The organism is Helcobacillus sp. ACRRO (assembly GCF_022347125.1).
Taxonomy (GTDB): domain Bacteria; phylum Actinomycetota; class Actinomycetes; order Actinomycetales; family Dermabacteraceae; genus Helcobacillus; species Helcobacillus massiliensis.
On sequence record NZ_JAKRNG010000005.1, the window covers coordinates 82,360 to 101,444 of the forward strand.

Annotated in this window: 18 protein-coding genes; 3 read left to right on the forward strand and 15 right to left on the reverse strand. The window is 68.8% G+C overall.

Annotated elements, in window-relative coordinates; all coding sequences use genetic code 11:
* The first annotated feature begins 11 nt into the window (after positions 1-11).
* Complete coding sequence (locus tag MHY20_RS03100; RefSeq protein WP_239374657.1) at positions 12-431, forward strand: (deoxy)nucleoside triphosphate pyrophosphohydrolase; 420 nt, start codon at positions 12-14, stop codon at positions 429-431.
* 64 nt (positions 432-495) lie between these two features.
* Here MHY20_RS03100 and trxA read toward each other — a convergent pair whose 3' ends face one another.
* The 3 genes from trxA to MHY20_RS03115 are packed head-to-tail and all read right to left on the reverse strand — an operon-like array spanning position 496 to position 3,063.
* A complete protein-coding gene (gene trxA, locus MHY20_RS03105; protein WP_183374724.1) occupies positions 496-867 on the reverse strand; it encodes a thioredoxin in 372 nt (123 codons plus the stop codon).
* A 51-nt stretch (positions 868-918) separates the two neighbouring features.
* On the reverse strand, positions 919-2,277 hold the full coding sequence (gene hisS, locus MHY20_RS03110) for a histidine--tRNA ligase (RefSeq protein ID WP_239374660.1): 1,359 nt from the start codon (positions 2,275-2,277) through the stop codon (positions 919-921).
* 48 nt (positions 2,278-2,325) lie between these two features.
* Positions 2,326-3,063 carry an MBL fold metallo-hydrolase gene (locus tag MHY20_RS03115; protein ID WP_239374663.1) on the reverse strand — a complete coding sequence of 246 codons (738 nt, stop codon included), beginning with the start codon at positions 3,061-3,063 and terminating at the stop codon, positions 2,326-2,328.
* Positions 3,064-3,301: 238 nt separating this feature from the next.
* On the opposite strand from MHY20_RS03115, the gene MHY20_RS11715 reads away from it, so the two are divergent.
* Together MHY20_RS11715 and MHY20_RS03125 are read left to right on the forward strand one after the other, a co-directional pair.
* A complete protein-coding gene (locus MHY20_RS11715) occupies positions 3,302-4,903 on the forward strand; it encodes a DUF349 domain-containing protein (protein WP_239374666.1) in 1,602 nt (533 codons plus the stop codon).
* 95 nt (positions 4,904-4,998) lie between these two features.
* Positions 4,999-5,598 (forward strand): hypothetical protein, encoded by a 600-nt coding sequence (locus tag MHY20_RS03125; RefSeq protein WP_239374669.1) that lies wholly within the window; start codon positions 4,999-5,001, stop codon positions 5,596-5,598.
* Positions 5,599-5,614: 16 nt separating this feature from the next.
* Here MHY20_RS03125 and MHY20_RS03130 read toward each other — a convergent pair whose 3' ends face one another.
* The 12 genes from MHY20_RS03130 to thrS all read right to left on the reverse strand — a co-directional run bounded on the left by MHY20_RS03130 (position 5,615) and on the right by thrS (position 19,083).
* Entirely contained in the window at positions 5,615-7,948 is a 2,334-nt protein-coding gene (locus MHY20_RS03130) for a bifunctional (p)ppGpp synthetase/guanosine-3',5'-bis(diphosphate) 3'-pyrophosphohydrolase (protein WP_239374672.1), read from the reverse strand.
* Positions 7,949-8,056: 108 nt separating this feature from the next.
* Positions 8,057-8,593: an adenine phosphoribosyltransferase gene (locus MHY20_RS03135; protein ID WP_239374674.1), complete on the reverse strand. Its 537-nt coding sequence runs from the start codon at positions 8,591-8,593 to the stop codon at positions 8,057-8,059.
* Positions 8,590-9,582 carry a protein translocase subunit SecF gene (gene secF / locus MHY20_RS03140; RefSeq protein ID WP_239374676.1) on the reverse strand — a complete coding sequence of 331 codons (993 nt, stop codon included), beginning with the start codon at positions 9,580-9,582 and terminating at the stop codon, positions 8,590-8,592. Before secF ends, MHY20_RS03135 begins: the two co-directional genes overlap by 4 nt.
* Positions 9,579-11,348, reverse strand: a complete 1,770-nt coding sequence (secD, locus tag MHY20_RS03145) for a protein translocase subunit SecD (RefSeq protein WP_239374678.1) — start codon at positions 11,346-11,348, stop codon at positions 9,579-9,581. Before secD ends, secF begins: the two co-directional genes overlap by 4 nt.
* 57 nt (positions 11,349-11,405) lie before the next feature.
* Positions 11,406-11,864, reverse strand: coding sequence for a preprotein translocase subunit YajC (gene yajC, locus MHY20_RS03150; protein ID WP_183374740.1), 459 nt, complete (start codon positions 11,862-11,864; stop codon positions 11,406-11,408).
* A gap of 96 nt (positions 11,865-11,960) precedes the next feature.
* Complete coding sequence (ruvB, locus tag MHY20_RS03155; RefSeq protein ID WP_239374680.1) at positions 11,961-13,106, reverse strand: Holliday junction branch migration DNA helicase RuvB; 1,146 nt, start codon at positions 13,104-13,106, stop codon at positions 11,961-11,963.
* Positions 13,103-13,741: a Holliday junction branch migration protein RuvA gene (gene ruvA, locus MHY20_RS03160; RefSeq protein ID WP_239374682.1), complete on the reverse strand. Its 639-nt coding sequence runs from the start codon at positions 13,739-13,741 to the stop codon at positions 13,103-13,105. Before ruvA ends, ruvB begins: the two co-directional genes overlap by 4 nt.
* A gap of 26 nt (positions 13,742-13,767) precedes the next feature.
* Complete coding sequence (gene ruvC, locus MHY20_RS03165) at positions 13,768-14,352, reverse strand: crossover junction endodeoxyribonuclease RuvC (protein WP_183374746.1); 585 nt, start codon at positions 14,350-14,352, stop codon at positions 13,768-13,770.
* Between the two features lie 9 nt (positions 14,353-14,361).
* Entirely contained in the window at positions 14,362-15,114 is a 753-nt protein-coding gene (locus MHY20_RS03170) for a YebC/PmpR family DNA-binding transcriptional regulator (RefSeq protein WP_239374684.1), read from the reverse strand.
* Positions 15,115-15,191: 77 nt separating this feature from the next.
* Positions 15,192-16,469: a PrsW family intramembrane metalloprotease gene (locus MHY20_RS03175; RefSeq protein WP_239374687.1), complete on the reverse strand. Its 1,278-nt coding sequence runs from the start codon at positions 16,467-16,469 to the stop codon at positions 15,192-15,194.
* Positions 16,466-16,972, reverse strand: a complete 507-nt coding sequence (locus MHY20_RS03180) for an HIT domain-containing protein (RefSeq protein WP_183375356.1) — start codon at positions 16,970-16,972, stop codon at positions 16,466-16,468. Before MHY20_RS03180 ends, MHY20_RS03175 begins: the two co-directional genes overlap by 4 nt.
* A 110-nt stretch (positions 16,973-17,082) precedes the next feature.
* Positions 17,083-19,083: a threonine--tRNA ligase gene (gene thrS / locus MHY20_RS03185; RefSeq protein ID WP_239374690.1), complete on the reverse strand. Its 2,001-nt coding sequence runs from the start codon at positions 19,081-19,083 to the stop codon at positions 17,083-17,085.
* Positions 19,084-19,085: the final 2 nt, after the last annotated feature.

Here is a 19,085-nt window from a genome sequence, read left to right on the forward strand (position 1 = left end):
CGATCGGCAGCATGCCGAGCCGTCACCTCCCCACCGCCCTCATCGTCGTCGCTGCCGCCATTCAGCACAACGGAGCTTTCCTGTGCGCCCGCAAAGCCCCCGGCACCGCGAACGCCGGACTGTGGGAGTTCCCCGGTGGGAAGGTCGACCCCGGCGAAACGGACGCGGCCGCGCTGATCCGCGAGATCCGCGAGGAGCTCGGCTGCTCCATCACCGTCGGCGACCGTGTCTCGGCCACGGTGACGCCCGGCCGGCGCCGCGCCGTCGAACTGCGGGTCTACACCTGCGCCCTGACCGGGGATGCGCCGACATCATCCACGGACCATGATGCGATGCAGTGGGTGCACCCGTCGGACCTCCCACACCTGGCCTGGGCGCCCGCCGATCTCGACGCGGTGCGGATCCTCTCCGGCGGAGCCTCGCCGGCATGACGAACGGGCGGGCCCACGATGATCGTCGTGGACCCGCCCGGTGCGGTGATTCAGGTGCAGCGGATCAGCCCTGCTGCTTCGCCTTCTGCTCCTCGTAGGCCGTGCGCACCTCATCCATGTCCAGGCCCTTGACCTGTTCGATGAGGCTGTTCAGGTCGTTCTCGCGCAGTGCGCCGGGCTGACCGAATACGGGGATGCCGTCGCGGTAGGCGACCAGGGTCGGGATGGAGGTGACGCCGTACTGCATGGCGAGCTGCTGCTGCGCCTCGGTGTCGACCTTCGCGAAGGTGATGTCGGTGTGCTTCTCGGCCGCGGCCTCGAACACAGGGCCGAACTGGCGGCAGGGGCCGCACCATTCCGCCCAGAAGTCGATGAGGACGATGCCGTCCTTGACGATGTCGTCGTGGTTCTCGGTGGTCATCTCAAGAGTAGCCATGCTGGTTCCAACCCCTTTCGGTGTGGTGCTATTCCGTGTGCGTGAGCGCGGTCACTCGGCGGTGGTGATGCGCACTCGCGCGTCCTCAGCGGGGATCTCCCAGGTGCGGGCATCGGCCTGCACCTGCTCACCGCTGCGGATGTCCTTGACGTCGCCGGTGGTGCCGCCGTCCTCCGACGGGAACCAGACGAACGGGATGCCGCGCCGGTCGGCGTAGCGGATCTGCTTGCCGAACTTCGCGGACGTCGGCGACACCTCCGCGGCGATGCCTCGTTCGCGCAGTTCGCGCGCGATCTCGGTGCTGCGCAGACGCTCCTGCTCGCTCGCCACGATGACGAGGACCGCAGTCGGCACGGAGCGGGTCGGCACCGCCGCCTGGCGGGTCACCAGGCGCGACACCAGGCGCGACAGGCCGATCGACAGGCCCACACCCGGGTAGGTGAAGCGGCGATCGGCGGCGAGGGTGTCGTAGCGGCCGCCGGAGCAGATGGAGCCGAGGTCCTCATGGTCCTCCACGAACGTCTCCACGACGGTGCCGGTGTAGTAGTCGAGTCCGCGGGCGATCGACAGGTCCGCTTCGCACACGCCCGGAGCCGACGCATCGACCGTGCGGATCACGTAGGCGAGCTCCTCGACCGCGGCGTCGATGTCGTCGCTGCTGAGTCCGAGAGCAGCAATCCTGTCGGCGAGGTCGTCGGCGCCGGCGCGGATCTGGGCGAAGGCGAGGCACCCGTCGGCCTGCTCCCCCGTGGCGCCGGCCTTCTCCATCAGCTGACGGCGCACCTCTTCGGGGCCGATCTTCGCGATCTTGTCCAGTTCGCGCAGAACCGCAGGGGTGTCGGTGAGGCCGAGCGCGGTGAACACAGCTTCGGAGAGCTTGCGGTTGTTGACGGCCATGCGGAAACCGCCGGGCAGGGGGAGGCGGCGGAGGATGTCCGCCATCACGATCGCCACATCGGCGTCCATGTGGGCGGGCAGCGCGTTCTGGCCGATGATGTCGAGATCGGCCTGGTAGAACTCGCGGAAGCGGCCGTCCTGGGGGCGCTCGCCGCGCCACACCTTCTGCACCTGGTAGCGGCGGAACGGAAACTCCAGCCTGCCCTGGTTCTCCAGCACGTAGCGGGCCAGCGGCACCGTCAGGTCGAAGTGGAGGCCGAGGCGGCGGTCCTCCCCGTCGGGAGCGGGGGCGTCCTCACCGTCCTCCGCGTGCAGGCGGGAGACGACGTACACCTCCTTGTCGATCTCGCCCTTGCGCAGGAGCTGGTTCATCGGCTCCACCGCGCGGGTCTCGATGTTGGCGAAGCCGTGCAGTTCGGCCACCTCGCGGAACACGTCGATGACGTGCTGCTCCACGAGCCTGTCGGCGGGCAGCCATTCGGGGAATCCTGACAGCGGCGTGATCTTCGCCATGCGGGTGTGCTCCTTGGGGTGGTCCGGGTGGGGCGCCCAGCCGTGCGGCTAGAGGCTCAGGAACCTATTATCGGTCAGTTCGCGTCCGAATGCAGAGGCCGGTCCGTGTCCCGGCACGATCGTCATCGCACGCCGCTGCTCAGCGAGGGCCCGCAGCCGGCGCAGGGACGCGAGCATGTCGTCACTGCTGCCGCCGGGCAGATCCGTGCGGCCGATGGAGCCTCGGAACAGGATGTCGCCGGTGAAGGCGATGCCGTGCTCGTGGAGCTCGGCCAGGCCGTCGGTGATGCCGCCGGCGGGTACGGCCCGCACCGGAGTGTCGGCGCAGATGATCGTGGATCCCTCCGTGTGCCCGGGCAGGGTCGTGGTGGTGAGGCGGTGCGCGCCGAGCTGGATCGTGTCCTCCTCGGCGAGTTCGCGGACCTGCGCGGGCCGCTGCCAGCCGAGCTGCTCCCAGACCGGCCGGATGGCGCCGGTGAAGGCCTCCGGCAGCTGATCGATCGGGCAGTCCAGCCGGTAGGAGTCGCCCCGGCCCACGTGCACGGGGACGTCCCAGTCGGCGGCGAGGCGGGCCGCGTCGGCCACGTGGTCGAGGTGGCCGTGGGTGACCGCGAGACCGACGGGTTCCAGCTCCCCCGCGTCCAGGTACGCCTGCACGGTCGGCGCGACGTCGAACCCCGGGTCGATGATGAGGGCGGCTCCGCCCTGCTGATCCTCGTGGAGGACGCAGCAGGTGGCCTGCAGGAACGGGGAGACGACGAAGCGGACGGCGAGAGGACTGCTCATGACTCCATCGTGGCACAGGCCGGTCCCCGGGCCGATTCCGCGACGATTGCCCGCACTTCAGCCCGACGGGGTAGGGTTTTCGCAGGTCCCGGCCCACTCGCGCCCGCGCGTGCGATCACGGTGCGGGGATCGTCCCCGCGGCGGCTGACTGCGCGCTGCGGATCCATGCCCCGGGCACCGCCGAGTGCCCCTGTCCGCGCCCCCAGTCGGGCGCAGCACCGTACGAAGGAGCATCGACGTGAGCGACGACCGCACCGCCGAGACCCAGCAGAACTCCGGCGAGCCCACCGCCGCCGAGGCCGCCCCCGAGACCGCCGCAGCTGAGCAGACCGCCGGTGCGGTGACGCCCGCGGACCAGCCCGTCGACCAGTCCGCGAAGACTGCCCAGGAGGCGGCGCAGACCGGCGCGGTCCCGTCGGCCGGCGACGATGCCCCGACCCCGTCGGCACCCACCACGCCGGCGCCGTCTGCGCTCACCTCGGCGACCACGTCGTCGCCCGCCCCCAACCCGGCCGCTGTGGCCAAGCGGTCCACTCCCCTGGTGCCGGTGATCCCCGTGGCCGCCGAGTACGACGACGCGAAGGTCGCCGAAGCGAAGACCTTCGGCACGGTCCGCGAGGACGGCGTCGTCACCGTGCAGGACGGCACCCAGGTGCGTGAGATCGGCGCCGTCGAACCGGGCACCGACGTCGACGAGGCCCTCACTCCGTTCGCCCACGCCTACCTCGACCTCGCGGCGTTCCTCGACATCGTCGAGCAGAAGCTCGGGGTGGACGGCAACACGCAGGCCGATCTCAACCGCATCCTCGAGCAGATGCGCAAGAACATGAAGGAGCCGAAGACCGTCGGCGACATCCCGGCGCTGCGCCAGCGCGCCCACGACCTGCGCGAGAAGGCGAAGGAGCAGATCGGGGAGCTGGAGAAGAAGCGCCAGGCGGCTCGCGATGAGGCCACGGCGAAGCGCACCCGCTTCGTCGAGTCCATCGAGGAGCTCGTGGCCACCGATTCCCACCGCATCTCGTGGAAGAAGGCCGCCGCCACCATGCGCGGCATGGTCGGCGAATGGAAGACGATGCAGAAGGGCGATGTCGCCATCGACCGCTCCGTTGAGGACGGACTGTGGAAGCGCCTGTCCGCCGCCCGCAGCGAGTTCGACCGCAAGCGCCGCGCCCACTTCAGCCAGCTCGATGCCGACCACGCCGAAGCCGAGAAGGTGAAGGCCGCCCTGATCGACCGCGCCGAGGCGATGAAGGACTCCGAGGACTTCGGCAACACCGCCCGCGCCTACCGCGAGCTGATGGACGAGTGGCGCGCCGCCCCGCGCGGCAACCGCAAGAAGGACGACGCCCAGTGGGCGAAGTTCAAGGCCGCCCAGGATGCGTTCTTCGAACGCCGCAATGCCGACCGCAAGAGGATCGAGGGCGAGCAGAAGGAGAACCTCAAGGTCAAGGAGGCGATCCTCGACGAGGCGGAGGCACTGCTGCCGATCACCGACCTCGACGCCGCGAAGGAGAAGATGCGCGGCATCGAAGAGCGCTTCGACGCCGCCGGCCGTGTCCCCCGCAACGCGATGCGCCGCGTCGAGGACCGCATCCGCGCTGTCCGCGATGCCCTGAAGAAGGCGGAGGACGCCGAGTGGCGCCGCACCGACCCGCGCACCCGCGCACGCGTCGAAGGCGCCTCCAGCCAGCTCCACAGCGCCATCGCCTCCTACGAGGAGGACCTGGAGAAGGCGAAGGCGTCCGGCGATGCGAAGCACATCGAGAAGGCGCAGGCCGCTCTCGACGCCCGTCGCGAATGGCTCGCTGTCATCGAACGCTCCGCACAGCAGCTGAACTGACCACCGGCACTCAGCGAGTCCCTATGGACGCCTGACTGTCCACAAAAGGATCTCCCCTCCTGCCCCGCCGTCCGAACCGGACGATACTGACGGGCATGAGGGGAGATCTTTCTGCCTGTGCCGAACCGCTGACCGTGTGGTCTCCGCACGCGTACGAGCTCGGACGAACGATCAGCCGACATCTGCTGCTGGACGCCGGTGATGTCCGCACCCAGCTGATCGGCTTCGACGTCCCCGTGCACCGCATCGGTGCAGACCTGCTGCTGCCGGCCCACGTCGACGTGTCACTGCCGGAGCGCGCCGTTCTCGCAGCGATGGGCATCGGCGCGGACCTGCGCCGGCCGTGGGTGCTGGCCAACTGGAGCGCCGCCTGGGTGTACCTCGGCGGCGCGCCGCCCGAGCGTCCCGCCGTGGCGGTGCCGCACCGGGCCCGCACCCGTGGTGGGGTGACGCTCCACCAGTTCTCCCTCTCCCCCGCCGATATCCTCACGATCGGGGGCTGCCCTGTCATGTCGCCGAGCCGCGTGGCCGCTGACCTGCTGCGCACCGGGCCCGACGACCCCGGTGTGATCGCTGCGCTGCGAACGCTGCTGGAACGCGGGTGGACGCAGAGGACCGACGTGCGCGAACGCATCCACGAGATCGGGCCGGGCAGGAACTCACGGCGCTCCCTGGATGCGCTGGAGCGTCTCTGAACGGCCGACGGGACCGTCAGTGGGAGCGGGCACCCGTCGCGTCGAGGATCGGCTGACCGTCGCTCGAGACGCGATACGCATCCAGCACACCCTCGACACGGCGCACCTGCGCCAGCAGGAAGCTGAGGTGACCGGGGTCCACCAGCTCCACCGAGAAGTGGGCAATGGCCAGACGGTCCGGATGGCTGTTGCAGGAGGCGGACAGCATGTTCGCCTGCTGGTCGCTGATGACGTTCGCGAGATCGGTCAGCAGGCGGGAGCGGTCCAGTGCCTCCACCTTGATGTGGACCAGGTACTGGGAGCGGGCACTGCCGGACCATGACACCTTGAGGAACCGCTCCGGATTCTGCTTGTTCATGTCGATCGCGTTCGTGCAGGCCGCGTGGTGCACGCTCACACCGGCGCCGCGGGTCACGAACCCGACGATCGGGTCGCCCGGCACGGGCGCGCAGCACTTCGCGAGCTTCACCCACAGATCCGATTCTCCGTCGACCACCACGCCCTGGTCGGCCTGGGCGGCATCGCTGCGTCGCCGTGAAGTCACCTTCGACGGCAGCACCGCCTCCGCCTGGTCCTCCTCGGAGCCGTCGACCCCTCCGAGGGCGTGGACGAGGCGACCCGTGACAGCGCCTGCGCTCACATGGTTCTCACCGATAGCGGTGTAGAGCGCGTCCACGCTGTCGTAGTTGAGGTCCAGCGCCACCTGCGACAGCAGCTCATGGGTGAGCATGCGCCGCAGCGGCAGGTTCTGCTTGCGCAGCTCCTTGGCCAGTTCGTCCTTGCCGCGGTCCAGTGACTCTTCGCGGCGCTCCTTGGAGAACCACTGCTTGATCTTGTTGCGCGCACGCGGCGACTTCACAAAGGCGAGCCAGTCGCGGCTGGGCCCTGCGCCCTCCGCCTTGGAGGTGAACACTTCGACCACGTCGCCGGTGGCCAGCTCCGCCTTCAAAGACACGAGCTTTCCGTTGACTCGGGCGCTGATGGTGCGGTGCCCGACCTCCGTGTGGATGCTGTACGCGAAGTCCACGGGGGTGGCACCCTGCGGGAGGGAGATGACGTCGCCGCGCGGGGTGAAGACGTACACCTCCTGGGTGTTCATCTCGTACCGCAGGGAATCGAGGAACTCACCGGAGTCGGTGGTGTCCTTCTGCCATTCGAGGAGCTGGCGCAGCCAGTTCATCTCCCCGCCCTGGATGTCCAGGGTGCTGCCGGAGCGTCCGTCCTGCGGCTCGTTGCGCATCTGCGCCTTGTACTTCCAGTGCGCGGCCACACCGTACTCAGCGCGTCGGTGCATGTCCCAGGTGCGGATCTGGATCTCGACGGGTTTGCCGGTGGGGCCGATGACGGTGGTGTGCAGAGACTGGTAGAGATTGAACTTCGGCAGCGCGATGTAGTCCTTGAATCGGCCCGGGATCGGGTTCCACCGCGAATGCAGGATGCCGAGGACCCCGTAGCAGTCGCGCACGGAATCCACGAGGACGCGTACGCCCACCAGATCGTAGATGTCGGCGAAGTCGCGGCCGCGCACGATCATCTTCTGGTAGATCGAGTAGTAGTGCTTCGGACGGCCCGTGACGGACGCGCCGATCTTCGCCTGGGAGAGGTCGTCCTCGATGATGGCGGTGACCTGCCCGAGGTACTTCTCGCGGGCCGGGGCGTGGCGGGCGACCAGGGCGACGATCTCGTCGTACACCTTCGGGTAGAGCACCTGGAAGGAGAGGTCCTCCAGTTCCCACTTGATGGTGTTGAGGCCGAGGCGGTGCGCCAGCGGCGCGTAGATCTCGAGGGTCTCCTTCGCCTTGCGCTCCGCGGACGACCCGGACACGTACTTCCAGGTGCGGGCGTTGTGCACGCGGTCGGCGAGTTTGATGAGCAGCACGCGGACATCGCGGCTCATCGCGATGATCATCTTGCGGACCGTCTCCGCCTGCGCCGCTTCGCCGTACTGGACCTTGTCGAGCTTGGTGACGCCGTCCACCATGACGGCGATGGTCTCGCCGAAGTCGGTCCTCAGCTCGTCGAGGGAGTAGTCGGTGTCCTCCACGGTGTCGTGCAGGAGCGCTGCCGCAAGCACCTCGGACGGGCTGCCCATTTCGGCGAGGAAGGTGGCGACGGCGACGGGGTGGGTGATGTACGGGTCGCCGCTGCGCCGCATCTGGCCGCGGTGCGCCTTCTCGGCGACCTGGAAAGCGCGCCGGATGAGGGTGAGGTCGGTTTTGGGCTGGTGGCCGCGGATCGCCCGGATCAGCGGTTCGAGCAGGGGGTCGTCCGGGGTCTTCTTCCCGCCGAAGAGGCTCGTGAGGGACCGCCTGGGCGTGCTCGGCCCATCGGGGTGGGTGCTCTCAGCCATAGCGCGACCTCCTTCTGACCTGTGCCCTGATCCTAGCGGTCCGGCGCGCCTCGGCCAGCCACTCGCCGCGCTTGTGACCGAACCGTCAACCCTGGTCCGGTCCGGTCGTCAGTTAGGGACGCTCCACACGGTGGTGACGGGGACGTCGTCCAGGACGTTCCGTCCGCCCAGACCCTCGAGTTCGATGAGGAAGCTGGCACCGGCCACGTCGGCCCCGTACTGGCGGGCGAGGTCCACGGTGGCGCGGGCAGTACCGCCCGTGGCGAGGAGGTCGTCGACCACCATGACGCGGTGGCCGTCGCCGATGGCGTGCTCAGCGATCTCGACCGTGGCGGTCCCGTATTCGAGGTCGTAGGTGAGCGAGCGGGGGTCGCCGGGCAGCTTGCCGGCCTTGCGGACCGGCACGAATCCGATGCCGAGGGCGTACGCCATGGGGGCACCGAACACGAAGCCGCGCGCCTCGGTGCCGATGATGAGGTCGATGTCCGACGGGATCTTGGAGCACCAGTGGTCCATCACCTGGCGGAACGCGACGGGGTCGCGCAGCAGCGGGGTGATGTCGCGGAACAGGACCCCGTCCTGCGGGAAGTCGGGGTACAGCGCAATGTGGCTGTCGTAGAGGCTGTCGATGGTCGTGTCGCTCATGCGGCGACTCCTTCCTGGCCGGGCGCGGACGCCACGCGTGCACTGTGCTCCCGGATGCCGCGTTCACGGCTGCGCAGATCCACGAGCAGCCCCGGGGCGAGGAAGATCGAGGAGAACGTTCCGCTGATGATGCCGATGAACAGGACCAGCGAGATGTCCTTCAGCGTACCTGCACCGAGCAGGAATGCGCCGATCACGAGGATCGCGCCGACCGGCAGCAGCGCAACGACGGAGGTGTTGATGGACCTCACCAGGGTCTGGTTGGCGGCGAGGTTCACCAGCTGTTCGAACGTCCTGTTCTCCCTGGGCAGGTGAGCGGTGTTCTCACGGACCTTGTCGAACACCACGACCGTGTCGTACAGGGAGTAGCCGAGCACGGTGAGGAACCCGATGATCGTGGCGGGGGTGATCTCGAAGCCGATGGCGCCGTAGGCGACCACGCTGAAGATCAGATCGCTCAGCAGGGCCAGCAGCGCTGCGGCGGACGCCTTCCAGTTGCGGAAGTACAGCGCCATCACCACGCCGACGAGCGCGAGGAAGACGAGGACTCCGCGGATCGCCTTGTCGGTGACGCCCTGGCCCCAGTTGGGGCCGATGAAGGAGGTGGAGACGGCCGACGGGTCCACGCTGTAGGCGGAGGCGAGGTCGGCGGCCAGGGCCTTCGTGGCGTCGGAGTCCAGCTGCTGGGTCTGGATCCGCAGAGTGTCGGAGCCGAGGGCGGTCACGGTGGGTTCGTTGTCCGGGACGTGCTCGCGGACCACGGTGCGGGCGGTGTCGGTGTCAGTGACGCTGACGCCCGGCACCTGGAATTCGCTGCCGCCGGTGAAGTCGATGCCCCAGTTGAATCCCCGCACCCCGGCGATGATGCCGAGGATCAGAAGGACGCCGATGACGATGGCGTACCAGGTGCGTCGGTGGGTGACGATCCCGAAGGAGCGCTTCCCACTGTGGAGGTCGTTGCCGAATTCGGCCAGGTTCAGCGTGCTCATGCGTCGTCCTCCATCTCGCGCTCCAGGCGCGCCTTGCGCTCGGCCAGGGTCTCAGTGGGGGCATCGTCTCCGCCGCGGCGGGAGCGCAGGCCCTTCCTCTCATCGGCGCTGCGGAAGCGGCCGCGTCCGGCATAGGCGGGGACGTTCCGACCCAGCTGCGCGGGATCCAGACCGCTCATCGGGTGGCCCTTGCCGAAGAAGTTGGTGCGCACCAGGGTCTGCAGGATGGGGTGGGTGAAGAGGAACACCACGACGAGGTCGAGGACAGTGGTGAGTCCGAGGGTGAAGGCGAACCCGCGCACCGATCCTGCACTGACGAGGTACAGCACCACCGCGGCGATGAGGTTGACCGCGTCGGAGGCGAGGATGGTCCGCTTGGCGCGGTCCCAGCCGTGGTCGACCGCGGCGCGGATGCCGCGGCCTTCGCGGATCTCGTCGCGGACGCGTTCGAAGTAGACGATGAACGAGTCGGCGGTGAACGCGATGGACACGATCAGGCCGGCTACACCGGCGAGGGAGAGGCGGAAGCCGATCTCGCTCAAGTTCGACATGATCGTGATGATCCCGTACGCGAGCATGCCCATGGTGAGCAGACTGAGCGTGGTGACGATGGCGAGGACGCGGTACTGGAAGAACGCGTAGACCACCACGAGGACCAGGCCGATGAGACCGGCGATGAGGCCCTTCTGCAGCTGGTCGCCGCCGAGCGTGGCGGAGATCTCCTGCTCGGATTCGACTGTGAACTCCAGCGGCAGCGCCCCGAACTTCAGCTGATCGGCGAGCTCCTGGGCGCTGTCGGCGGAGAAGTTGCCGGTGATGGAGGCGCCGCCGTACGTGGGGGCCTGCACCTGGGGTGCGGAGATCACCAGGGAGTCCAGGACGATGGCGAACTGGCCGGTGGCTCCCTCCCCGTTGAACAGGGCGGTGGTCATGTCACCGAATGCCTTGCCGCCGGCCTTGTCGAAGTTCATGGAGACCTGGTAGTAGGTCGAGTTCTCCTGCGGCGCGGCCTTGGCGTCGGTGATGGAGGTGCCGTCGGCGGTTTCAGGGCCCAGGATGTACTTGGCGGATCCGTCGGGCGCGCACGCCACCACGGCGGACTTCGGGGCACTGTTGACGTCGTGGTTGCGGCGGACCTCGGCGTCGGTGCAGTCGAGGCTCGTCCACTGCTTCTCCACCTCGGGAGTGATCTGCTCCAGCGACCAGGCCGGCTTGCCGTTGACCACGGTGGGCGATGCGCCGCCGCCGGCATCGGAGGCTCCGCCGGCATCGGAGCCGGTCGCTTTCGGAGCCGCCTGGGCGCCGCCGCCGTCGGATGCGGCCTGGGCCTTCGCCTGGTCGATCTCCGAGGTGCCGTCGGACCCGCCGCCGTCGGAGGCGGTGGCGTTCGGCGCGCCCTGGATGAGCACGGGCCTGAAGGCGAGTGTGGCGGTGCGGCGCAGAGCGTCGGAGGTCTTCTGGTCGATCGAGCCGGGGACGCTCACCATGATGTTGGTGCCGCCCTGGACGGAGATCTCCGTTTCCGCGACGCCCATGGCGTTGACTCGCTGCGCGATGATGTTGCGGGCCTGGTTCATCTGCTCGCTGGAGATCGGCTCGCCCGTGTTGGATCGGGCCTTGAGGATCACCTGGGTGCCGCCTTCGAGGTCGAGGGCGTACTTCGGCTGCGCCTGCCAGCCCTGGGTGGCGACGGCGAGGCCGAGCCCTCCGCAGACCAGGATCAGGAGGACGGCGAAGGCGCTCAGGGCAATGCGGCGTACTGGCATCAGTGCTCTTTCACGGGAAAGCACCGCCCCGTCATGAGGGGCGGTGCTGCGGAGGGGTCAGAGGGCGGAGGATCCGCGGGTGTCGTCGCGGCGGTCGGAGGGGCGGGTCTCACCGAACGGGCCGGAGGTGTCCTCGGGACGGTGGCCGAACGAACCAGCGCTGTCGCTGTCCACGGAATCGGCATCAGCAGTCGTGGCGCTGCCGGTCGCAGAACCGGACTCGCCGTGGGTCTCCGCGGTGTCCGCCGTGACGGCATCGGTCGGGGTGATGCGCTCAGCGATGGACTGAAGCGCCCACTTCAGCTCGGAGCCGTCCTCGGCTTCGAGGATGACGACGTCGTCGTACTTCTCGACCACGAGGCCGTAGAAGCCGGAGGTGGTGCGGACCTCTTCTCCGACCTGGACGGACTGCACCATCTCCTGGTGCGCCTGCATGCGCTTCTTCTGGCCGCGGCCCATGAGGAGCATCGGCAGCAGCATGAGGGCGAAGAGCAGGAGGAGGAAGGTGAAGTCCACGGAGGGTCCTTTCATACGATGAGTGCGAGCGGCTCAGCGGCCGCGCACAGTGCACCGTCCACTGTATCGGGCGGAACGGTGTTTGCGAGAGCAGCCTCAGGCGAATCGTCCGAGACCTATGTCGTCCCCGGGGTCGTCGGTGAGGGCGGGCTGCGCGCCCCACTGCGCGGACTGCGGCGGCGCGGCCAGGCCGAGGTGCTCCCACGCGGCCGGGGTGGCGATGCGTCCACGCGGTGTCCGGCCGAGCAGACCTTCTCGCACGAGGAAGGGCTCCACCACGGTCTCCACGGTTTCGGTCTCCTCCCCCACCGCGATCGCCAGAGTGGACAGGCCGACGGGGCCGCCTCCGAACTTGGTGCACAGGGCGGAGATGACCGCACGGTCCAGGCGGTCCAGCCCCCGCTGGTCCACTTCATAGACGCGCAGGGCTTCGAGAGCGGAGTCGATGGTGATGTCCCCGGTTCCGCGGACTTCGGCGAAGTCGCGCACGCGGCGCAGGAGACGGTTCGCGATGCGGGGTGTGCCGCGGGATCGGGAGGCGATCTCGTGGGCGGCATCAGGATCGACGGCGATCTCCAGCCGACCCGCGCTGCGCTCGATCACCTGGGCGAGTTCAGCCGCCGAATAGAAGTCGAGGTGGCCGGTGAATCCGAAGCGATCCCGCAGCGGGGACGGCAGCAGACCGGCCCGGGTGGTGGCCCCGACCACGGTGAACGGCGGCAGCTCCAGCGGGATGGCGGTTGCGCCCACTCCCTTGCCGACCACGACGTCCACGCGGAAGTCCTCCATCGCCATGTAGAGCATCTCCTCCGCCGGGCGGGCCAGGCGGTGGATCTCGTCGATGAACAGCACCTCGCCCTCCTCGAGGGAGGAGAGGATCGCGGCGAGGTCACCGGCGTGCTGCACCGCGGGACCGGAGGTGATGCGCAGCGGCGCCCCGAGCTCGCGGGCGATGATCATGGCGAGCGTGGTCTTGCCGAGCCCGGGCGGTCCGGACAGGAGCATGTGTTCGGGAGAGCGGCCGCGCGCGGAAGCGGCGTCCAGGACCAGGGACAGCTGTTCGCGCACGCGGGTCTGCCCCACGAACTCCCCGAGGTCCTTCGGCCGCAGCGCCCCTTCGGCGGCGCGCTCCAGAGCGGCGGCCTCCGCGCGCACAAGGTCCCGGCCGTCCGCGTCGGCACCCGTCGGCCCTCCCCCACCGGGACGCGGCGCCCCCTCGGGGCTGCTGGAGCGTTCGATCATCGCTGACCTCCGAGGCTGCGCAGCGACAGACGCAGCAGCAGCGACGACTCCGCGAGGCGCGCTTCGTCCTCGCTCATGGTGGACAGGACGCTGGTGACGGCGTCCTCCGCCTGCTTCTGCGACCAGCCGAGACCGAGCAGCGCGGTGACCACGTCGGCCGCGTTCGGGGGCAGCGCCGCGGTCTCCTCGTCGGGTTCGGGGCCCGACGGGGCCTCCTCGTTGCCGAACGCAGCGAAGCGCGCCGCCTTCTCCTTCAGCTCCAGCAGGATCCGCTTGGCGCTCTTGGGGCCGACGCCGGGCACCCGGGTCAGCGCTTTGACGTCATCGCTGACGATGGCGCGGCCGAACTCGCCGGGGGTGAACACGGCGAGAACAGCGAGCGCGATCCGCGGCCCGATCCCGGAGACGGACTGGACGGTGCGGAAGAGGTCGGTCTCCTCAGCGGTGAGGAACCCGAACAGGGTCAGTGAGTCCTCGCGCACCACCAGTTCGGTGTGGAGCAGAATCGCCTGGCCGTGCCGGGCCTGTTCGAGGGTCTGCGGAGCGGAGTGGACGAGGTAGCCGATGCCGCCGACCTCCACCACAAGCGCATCGAGGCCGATGGCACTGACGGTGCCGTTCAGAGTTGCAATCACGAACCCATCCTAGAACACATGTTTGATCACCAGTGGGATGTGGAGGCTTCTCGGGAGCGCCGGGCTCGTCGTTCGGCGTCGGCCCACTGCGCCTGCGCGCTGGTGCGCGCCGCTCCGGTGCGGTCCAGGCGAACGGTGCCGCGTCCGCGCCACAGCTGGGTGATCGCGATGGCGACCGCGTCGGCGGCGTCGGCCGGCTTCGGCGCTTCGGCGAGCCCCAGCAGCCGGGCCACCACGGCCTGGATCTGCTTCTTGTCGGCGCGTCCGTTGTCGGTGATCGCGCGCTTCACCTCGGAGGGAGTGTGCATCTCCACGGGGATGCCGCGCTGGGCGGCGAGCACGATCGCCAGTCCAGACACCTGCGCCGTGCCCATGACGGTGCCGACGTTGTTCTGCGAGAACACGCGTTCCACGGCGAGGATGTCCGGGGCGTACTCCTCGATCACCTGCTCCAGGCCGGTGTGGATCTCCAGCAGGCGCTGGTCGATCGTGTCCGCGCTGGAGGAGGTGATGACGCCGGCGCCGACGAAGACGGCGGAGCGAGAGGCCCCGCCGTCGACGGCTCCGAAACCGCACCGGGTCAGACCCGGGTCGATGCCGAGAACGCGCATGGAATCCGATCAGTCGTTGAGCTGCGCGGCGACGTCGTCGGGGATGTCGAGGTTGGTGAAGACGTTCTGGACGTCGTCGGAGTCCTCGAGGGCGTCGATGAGGCCGAGGACCTTCTTCGCACCGTCGAGGTCGACCTCGGTCTTCATGGACGGCACGAACTGCACCTCGGCGCTCTCGTAGTCCTTGCCCGCCTCCTGCAGGGCGGTGCGGACCGCCACGTAGTCGCCGGGCTCGGAGATGATCTCGAAGACATCGCCCTCTTCGTTGATCTCCTCAGCGCCGGCGTCCAGGACGATCTCGAGCAGCTCGTCCTCGGTGTTGCCCTCGACGGCCACCGCGACGACGCCCTTGCGGGCGAACATGTAGGACACGGAGCCGGAGTCGGCCATGTTGCCGCCGCCGCGGTTGAACGCGAGGCGGATCTCGGAGACAGCGCGGTTCTTGTTGTCCGTCAGGGCTTCGACCAGGACGGCGACACCGCCGGGCGCGTAGCCCTCGTACCAGAGCGTCTCGTAGTCGACACCGGACCCGTCCAGGCCACCGCCGCGCTTGACCGCGCGGTCGATGTTGTCGTTCGGCACGGAGTTCTTCTTCGCCTTCTGGATGGCGTCGAAGAGGGTCGGGTTGCCGGCCGGGTCAGGTCCACCCATGCGCGCTGCGACCTCAATGTTCTTCACGAGCTTCGCGAAGAGCTTGCCGCGCTTGGCGTCCAGTGCCGCCTTCTTGTGCTTGGTGGTTGCCCATTTGGAATGACCGGCCATCGATGCTCCCTCTGTCTGTCGGCGAACGGGGGCGCAGGGGTGTGGAGGCAGGCTCCATGGGACCCCGTGCGCCGGGGTCAGGAATCCATTGTAGTGGTCCCACCTGATGCGCCGTTCACCGGCAGCGTCAGGGACGAGATCAGGCGCCGTTCGGACACCAGATCGGTCAGCAGCTCCGCTTCTGTGCGGCGGGCGGCGGCCCCGGCGTCCGCTCCCCCGCTCTGCCGCTGCATGGCGAGCGTCAGGGCCGTGCGGTGGAACGCCCGCATCGCCCACAGCACCACTGCTCCCTGCTCGGACGCCCACACGAGGGACCGACGGCGACTGCGGATGCCGGCGAGCATGTCCACCTCACCGGGGGTGAACCAGCCCGCGGCCGCGTACTCTCCGAGGCGACGGCGCACGATCCGGCGCTGCCGCAGTCGCAGCGCGATCAGCACACCGGCGAGCACCACGAAGATCGGCACCTGGATCAGCGAATAGGTCAGCAGGAAGCTGCCGAAGCCGCCGTCCTGACGGCTGGCGGGGACGAGGAAGGAGGAGCCGTTCCACAGGGCGTGCAGGCACATCCCGAGCGCGATCCCGGCGGGACCGAGCGTGAGGCCGAGCAGGGGTGAGCGGCGCTCGGCTGCGATGCCGAACGCGAGCCCTGCAAGTGAGGTGAAGGCGGCGTGCGCGAAGGGCGACAGCACGCCGCGCACCAGCAGCATGGTCCAGAACAGGGTGGAGTTGCCGGTGATGCCGGCGGCATCGAGGGCGCGAGCGAAGTAGGTGATGTTCTCGGTGAACGCGAATCCGCTGGCGATGAGCATGGCGTAGACGACGCCCTGGACGGGCCCGGCGATGTACCGCCGGCCGAACGCCAGCAGCACGAGCAGTCCGGCGGACTTCATCAGCTCTTCGATGACGGGCGCCTGGATCACCGCGCTGATGAACTGCTGCTCCGTCGGCTCCGGACGCTGCACAGCGAGCAGCAGCTGCACCGCGGTGCCCAGGATGAGGGTGAGCACAACGGAGCCGATCGCGCCCCACGCGAACGCGTACACCATCGTTCCGCGCGGCACCGGGTTGTAGCGGTCCAGCCACCAGATGCCGACGCCGACGATCGCCAGCGGCAGCAGTGAGGCCGTGCCGGCGGCCAGCGCCGTTCCGAACCCCATCGGGATGAACACGAACACGAGCAGCAGCAGGGCTGCAACGGCGAGAACGGCGGCGGCCATCCCGAACACGATCCAGCGCGGCCAGCGCCTGCGGCGCACGTCGAGGTGCGCCGTGCGGGAGCCGTTGGTGAGCGGTCGGTCCGCGGAGCCGGCCGGTCGCTCGACGTCATAGTCGTAGTCGTGGGCGTTTCTCACGCGCCGTCCTTCGGCCAGGCGTCGGCAAAGGCACGGCGGGTGTCGTCCAGCAGGATCGGCAGAGCCTTGGTGCGGCCGATGATCGGCAGGAAGTTCGCGTCGCCGAACCAGCGGGGAACCACGTGCTGGTGGAGGTGCCCGGCGATCCCAGCGCCGGCCACGTCCCCCTGGTTCATGCCGAGGTTGAACCCGGCCGGTTTCGACACGGAGCGGACCACCCGCATGGCTGTGCGGGTCAGCTCCGCGACTTCGTGCACCTCCTGCTCGGTCAGGTCCGTGTAGTCGGCGACGTGCCGGAACGGACACACCAGCAGGTGACCGGAGTTGTAGGGGAAGAGGTTGAGGATCACGAAGGCGCTCTGTCCGCGGTGGACGATCAGGGCGTCCTCATCGGTCCGGTCGGGCGCGGAGCAGAAGGGGCATTCGTCCGTCGCGTCCGTGGAGGACGGCTTGCCCGCCCCGTCGATGTACGCCATGCGGTGCGGCGTCCACAGGCGCTGCATGGAATCGGGCGCCCCGGCGAACCGGTAGGGGGCTTCGGATGCGGGCGCGCCCGCGCCCTCGCCGGAGGCGGGGACGCGGGCGGTGTCCGGGTCGTGCGGGAGCGGAGTGCTCACACCTGCTCCTTCTCGGCGATGGAGCGGACGATCCTCTCCACGGCTTCGTCCACGGGGATGCCGTTGTCCTGGGAGCCGTCGCGCATGCGGAAGGACACGGCGCCGTTGGCCTGATCCTCTCCGCCGGCGATCAGCAGATACGGCACCTTCTCCTTGGTGTGGGTGCGGATCTTCTTCTGCATGCGGTCGTCGGAGTCGTCGATGACCACGCGCACTCCCCGCTTGCGGAGCTTGTCCGCCACCTCGTGGAGGTAGGGAGCGAAGTCGCCGGCCACGGGAATGCCGACCACCTGCACGGGGGCCAGCCACACCGGGAACGCACCGGCGTAGTGCTCCAGCAGCACACCGAAGAAGCGTTCGATGGATCCGAAGAGGGCGCGGTGGATCATCACGGGGCGCTGCCGGGAGCCGTCGGACGCGGTGTACTCGAGGTCGAAGCGCTCCGGCAGGTTGAAGTCCAGCTGGATGGTGGACATCTGCCAGGTGCGTCCGATGGCGTCACGGGCCTGCACGGAGATCTTCGGGCCGTAGAACGCGGCGCCGCCCGGGTCCGGAACGAGCTCGAGGCCCGAGGCGGTGGCGACCTCTTCGAGGGTGCGAGTCGCCTCCTCCCACACGGCGTCGTCACCCACGTACTTCTCCTCGTTCTTGGTGGAGAGCTCGAGGTAGAAGTCGTTGAGGCCGTAGTCCTTGAGCAGGTCGAGGACGAACTCGAGCACGCGGGTGAGCTCGTCCTTCATCTGATCGCGGGTGCAGTAGATGTGGGCGTCGTCCTGCGTGAAGCCGCGGGCGCGCGTGAGGCCGTGCACCACGCCGGACTTCTCGTAGCGGTACACGGTGCCGAACTCGAACAGCCGCAGCGGCAGGTCGCGGTAGGACCGGCCGCGGGAGCGGAAGATGAGGTTGTGCATCGGGCAGTTCATGGGCTTCAGGTAGTAGTCCTGGCCCTGGCGGGTGATCTCACCCTCGGCGCTGCGCTCCTCGTCCACGTGCATCGGCGGGTACATCCCCTCGGCGTACCAGTCGAGGTGGCCGGAGGTCTGGAACAGCTGTGCCTTGGTGATGTGCGGGGAGTTGACGAAGCAGTAGCCGTCCTCCACGTGGCGGCGGCGAGAGTAGTCCTCCATCTCCATGCGGATCATCGCACCCTTGGGGTGGAACACGGGCAGGCCGGAGCCGATCTCGTCCGGGAAGGAGAAGAGGTCGAGTTCGCTGCCGAGGCGACGATGGTCGCGGCGCTCCGCCTCCGCGATGCGCTCCTGGTACTCCCGCAGCTCCTCCTTCGTGGGCCAGGCGGTCCCGTAGACGCGCTGCAGCATCGGGTTCTTCTCGCTGCCGCGCCAGTAGGCGGCGGCGGAGCGGGTGAGGGCGAAGCCGTTGCCGATGAGCTTGGTGGACGGCAGGTGGGGGCCGCGGCAGAGGTCAGTCCACACGACTTCGTCGCGACGGTTGATGTTGTCGTACATGGTCAGGCCGCCGTCGCCGACCTCCACACTGGCGCCTTCGGCGGCTTCGGACGCGTTGGACTTCAGACCGATGAGCTCGAGCTTGTACGGCTCGGAGGCGAGCTCCTGCTCGGCATCGGGGTCGAGGATGTCACGCCGCTGGAAGCGCTGACCCTCCTTGACGATCTTCACCATTTCCTTCTGGAGGGCCTTGAGGTCCTCCGGGGTGAACGGGGTCTCCACATCGAAGTCGTAGTAGAAGCCGTCGCGGATCGGCGGGCCGATGCCGAGCTTCGCCTCGGGGTTGATGCGCTGCACGGCCTGCGCGAGGACGTGCGCGGTGGAGTGGCGGAGGATCATCAGGCCGTCGTCGCTGGTGAGCTCCACGCCTTCGACCTGGTCGCCGTCGGCGACCTCCGCGTAGAGGTCCTTCAGTTCACCGTTGACGCGCAGGGCGACGATGTCCCGCTGAGATTCGAAGAGCTCGGTGCCGGTGGTCCCTCCCTCGACGGTGGTGGGCGTTCCGTTGAGGACGATGCTGATCTGGGACACGT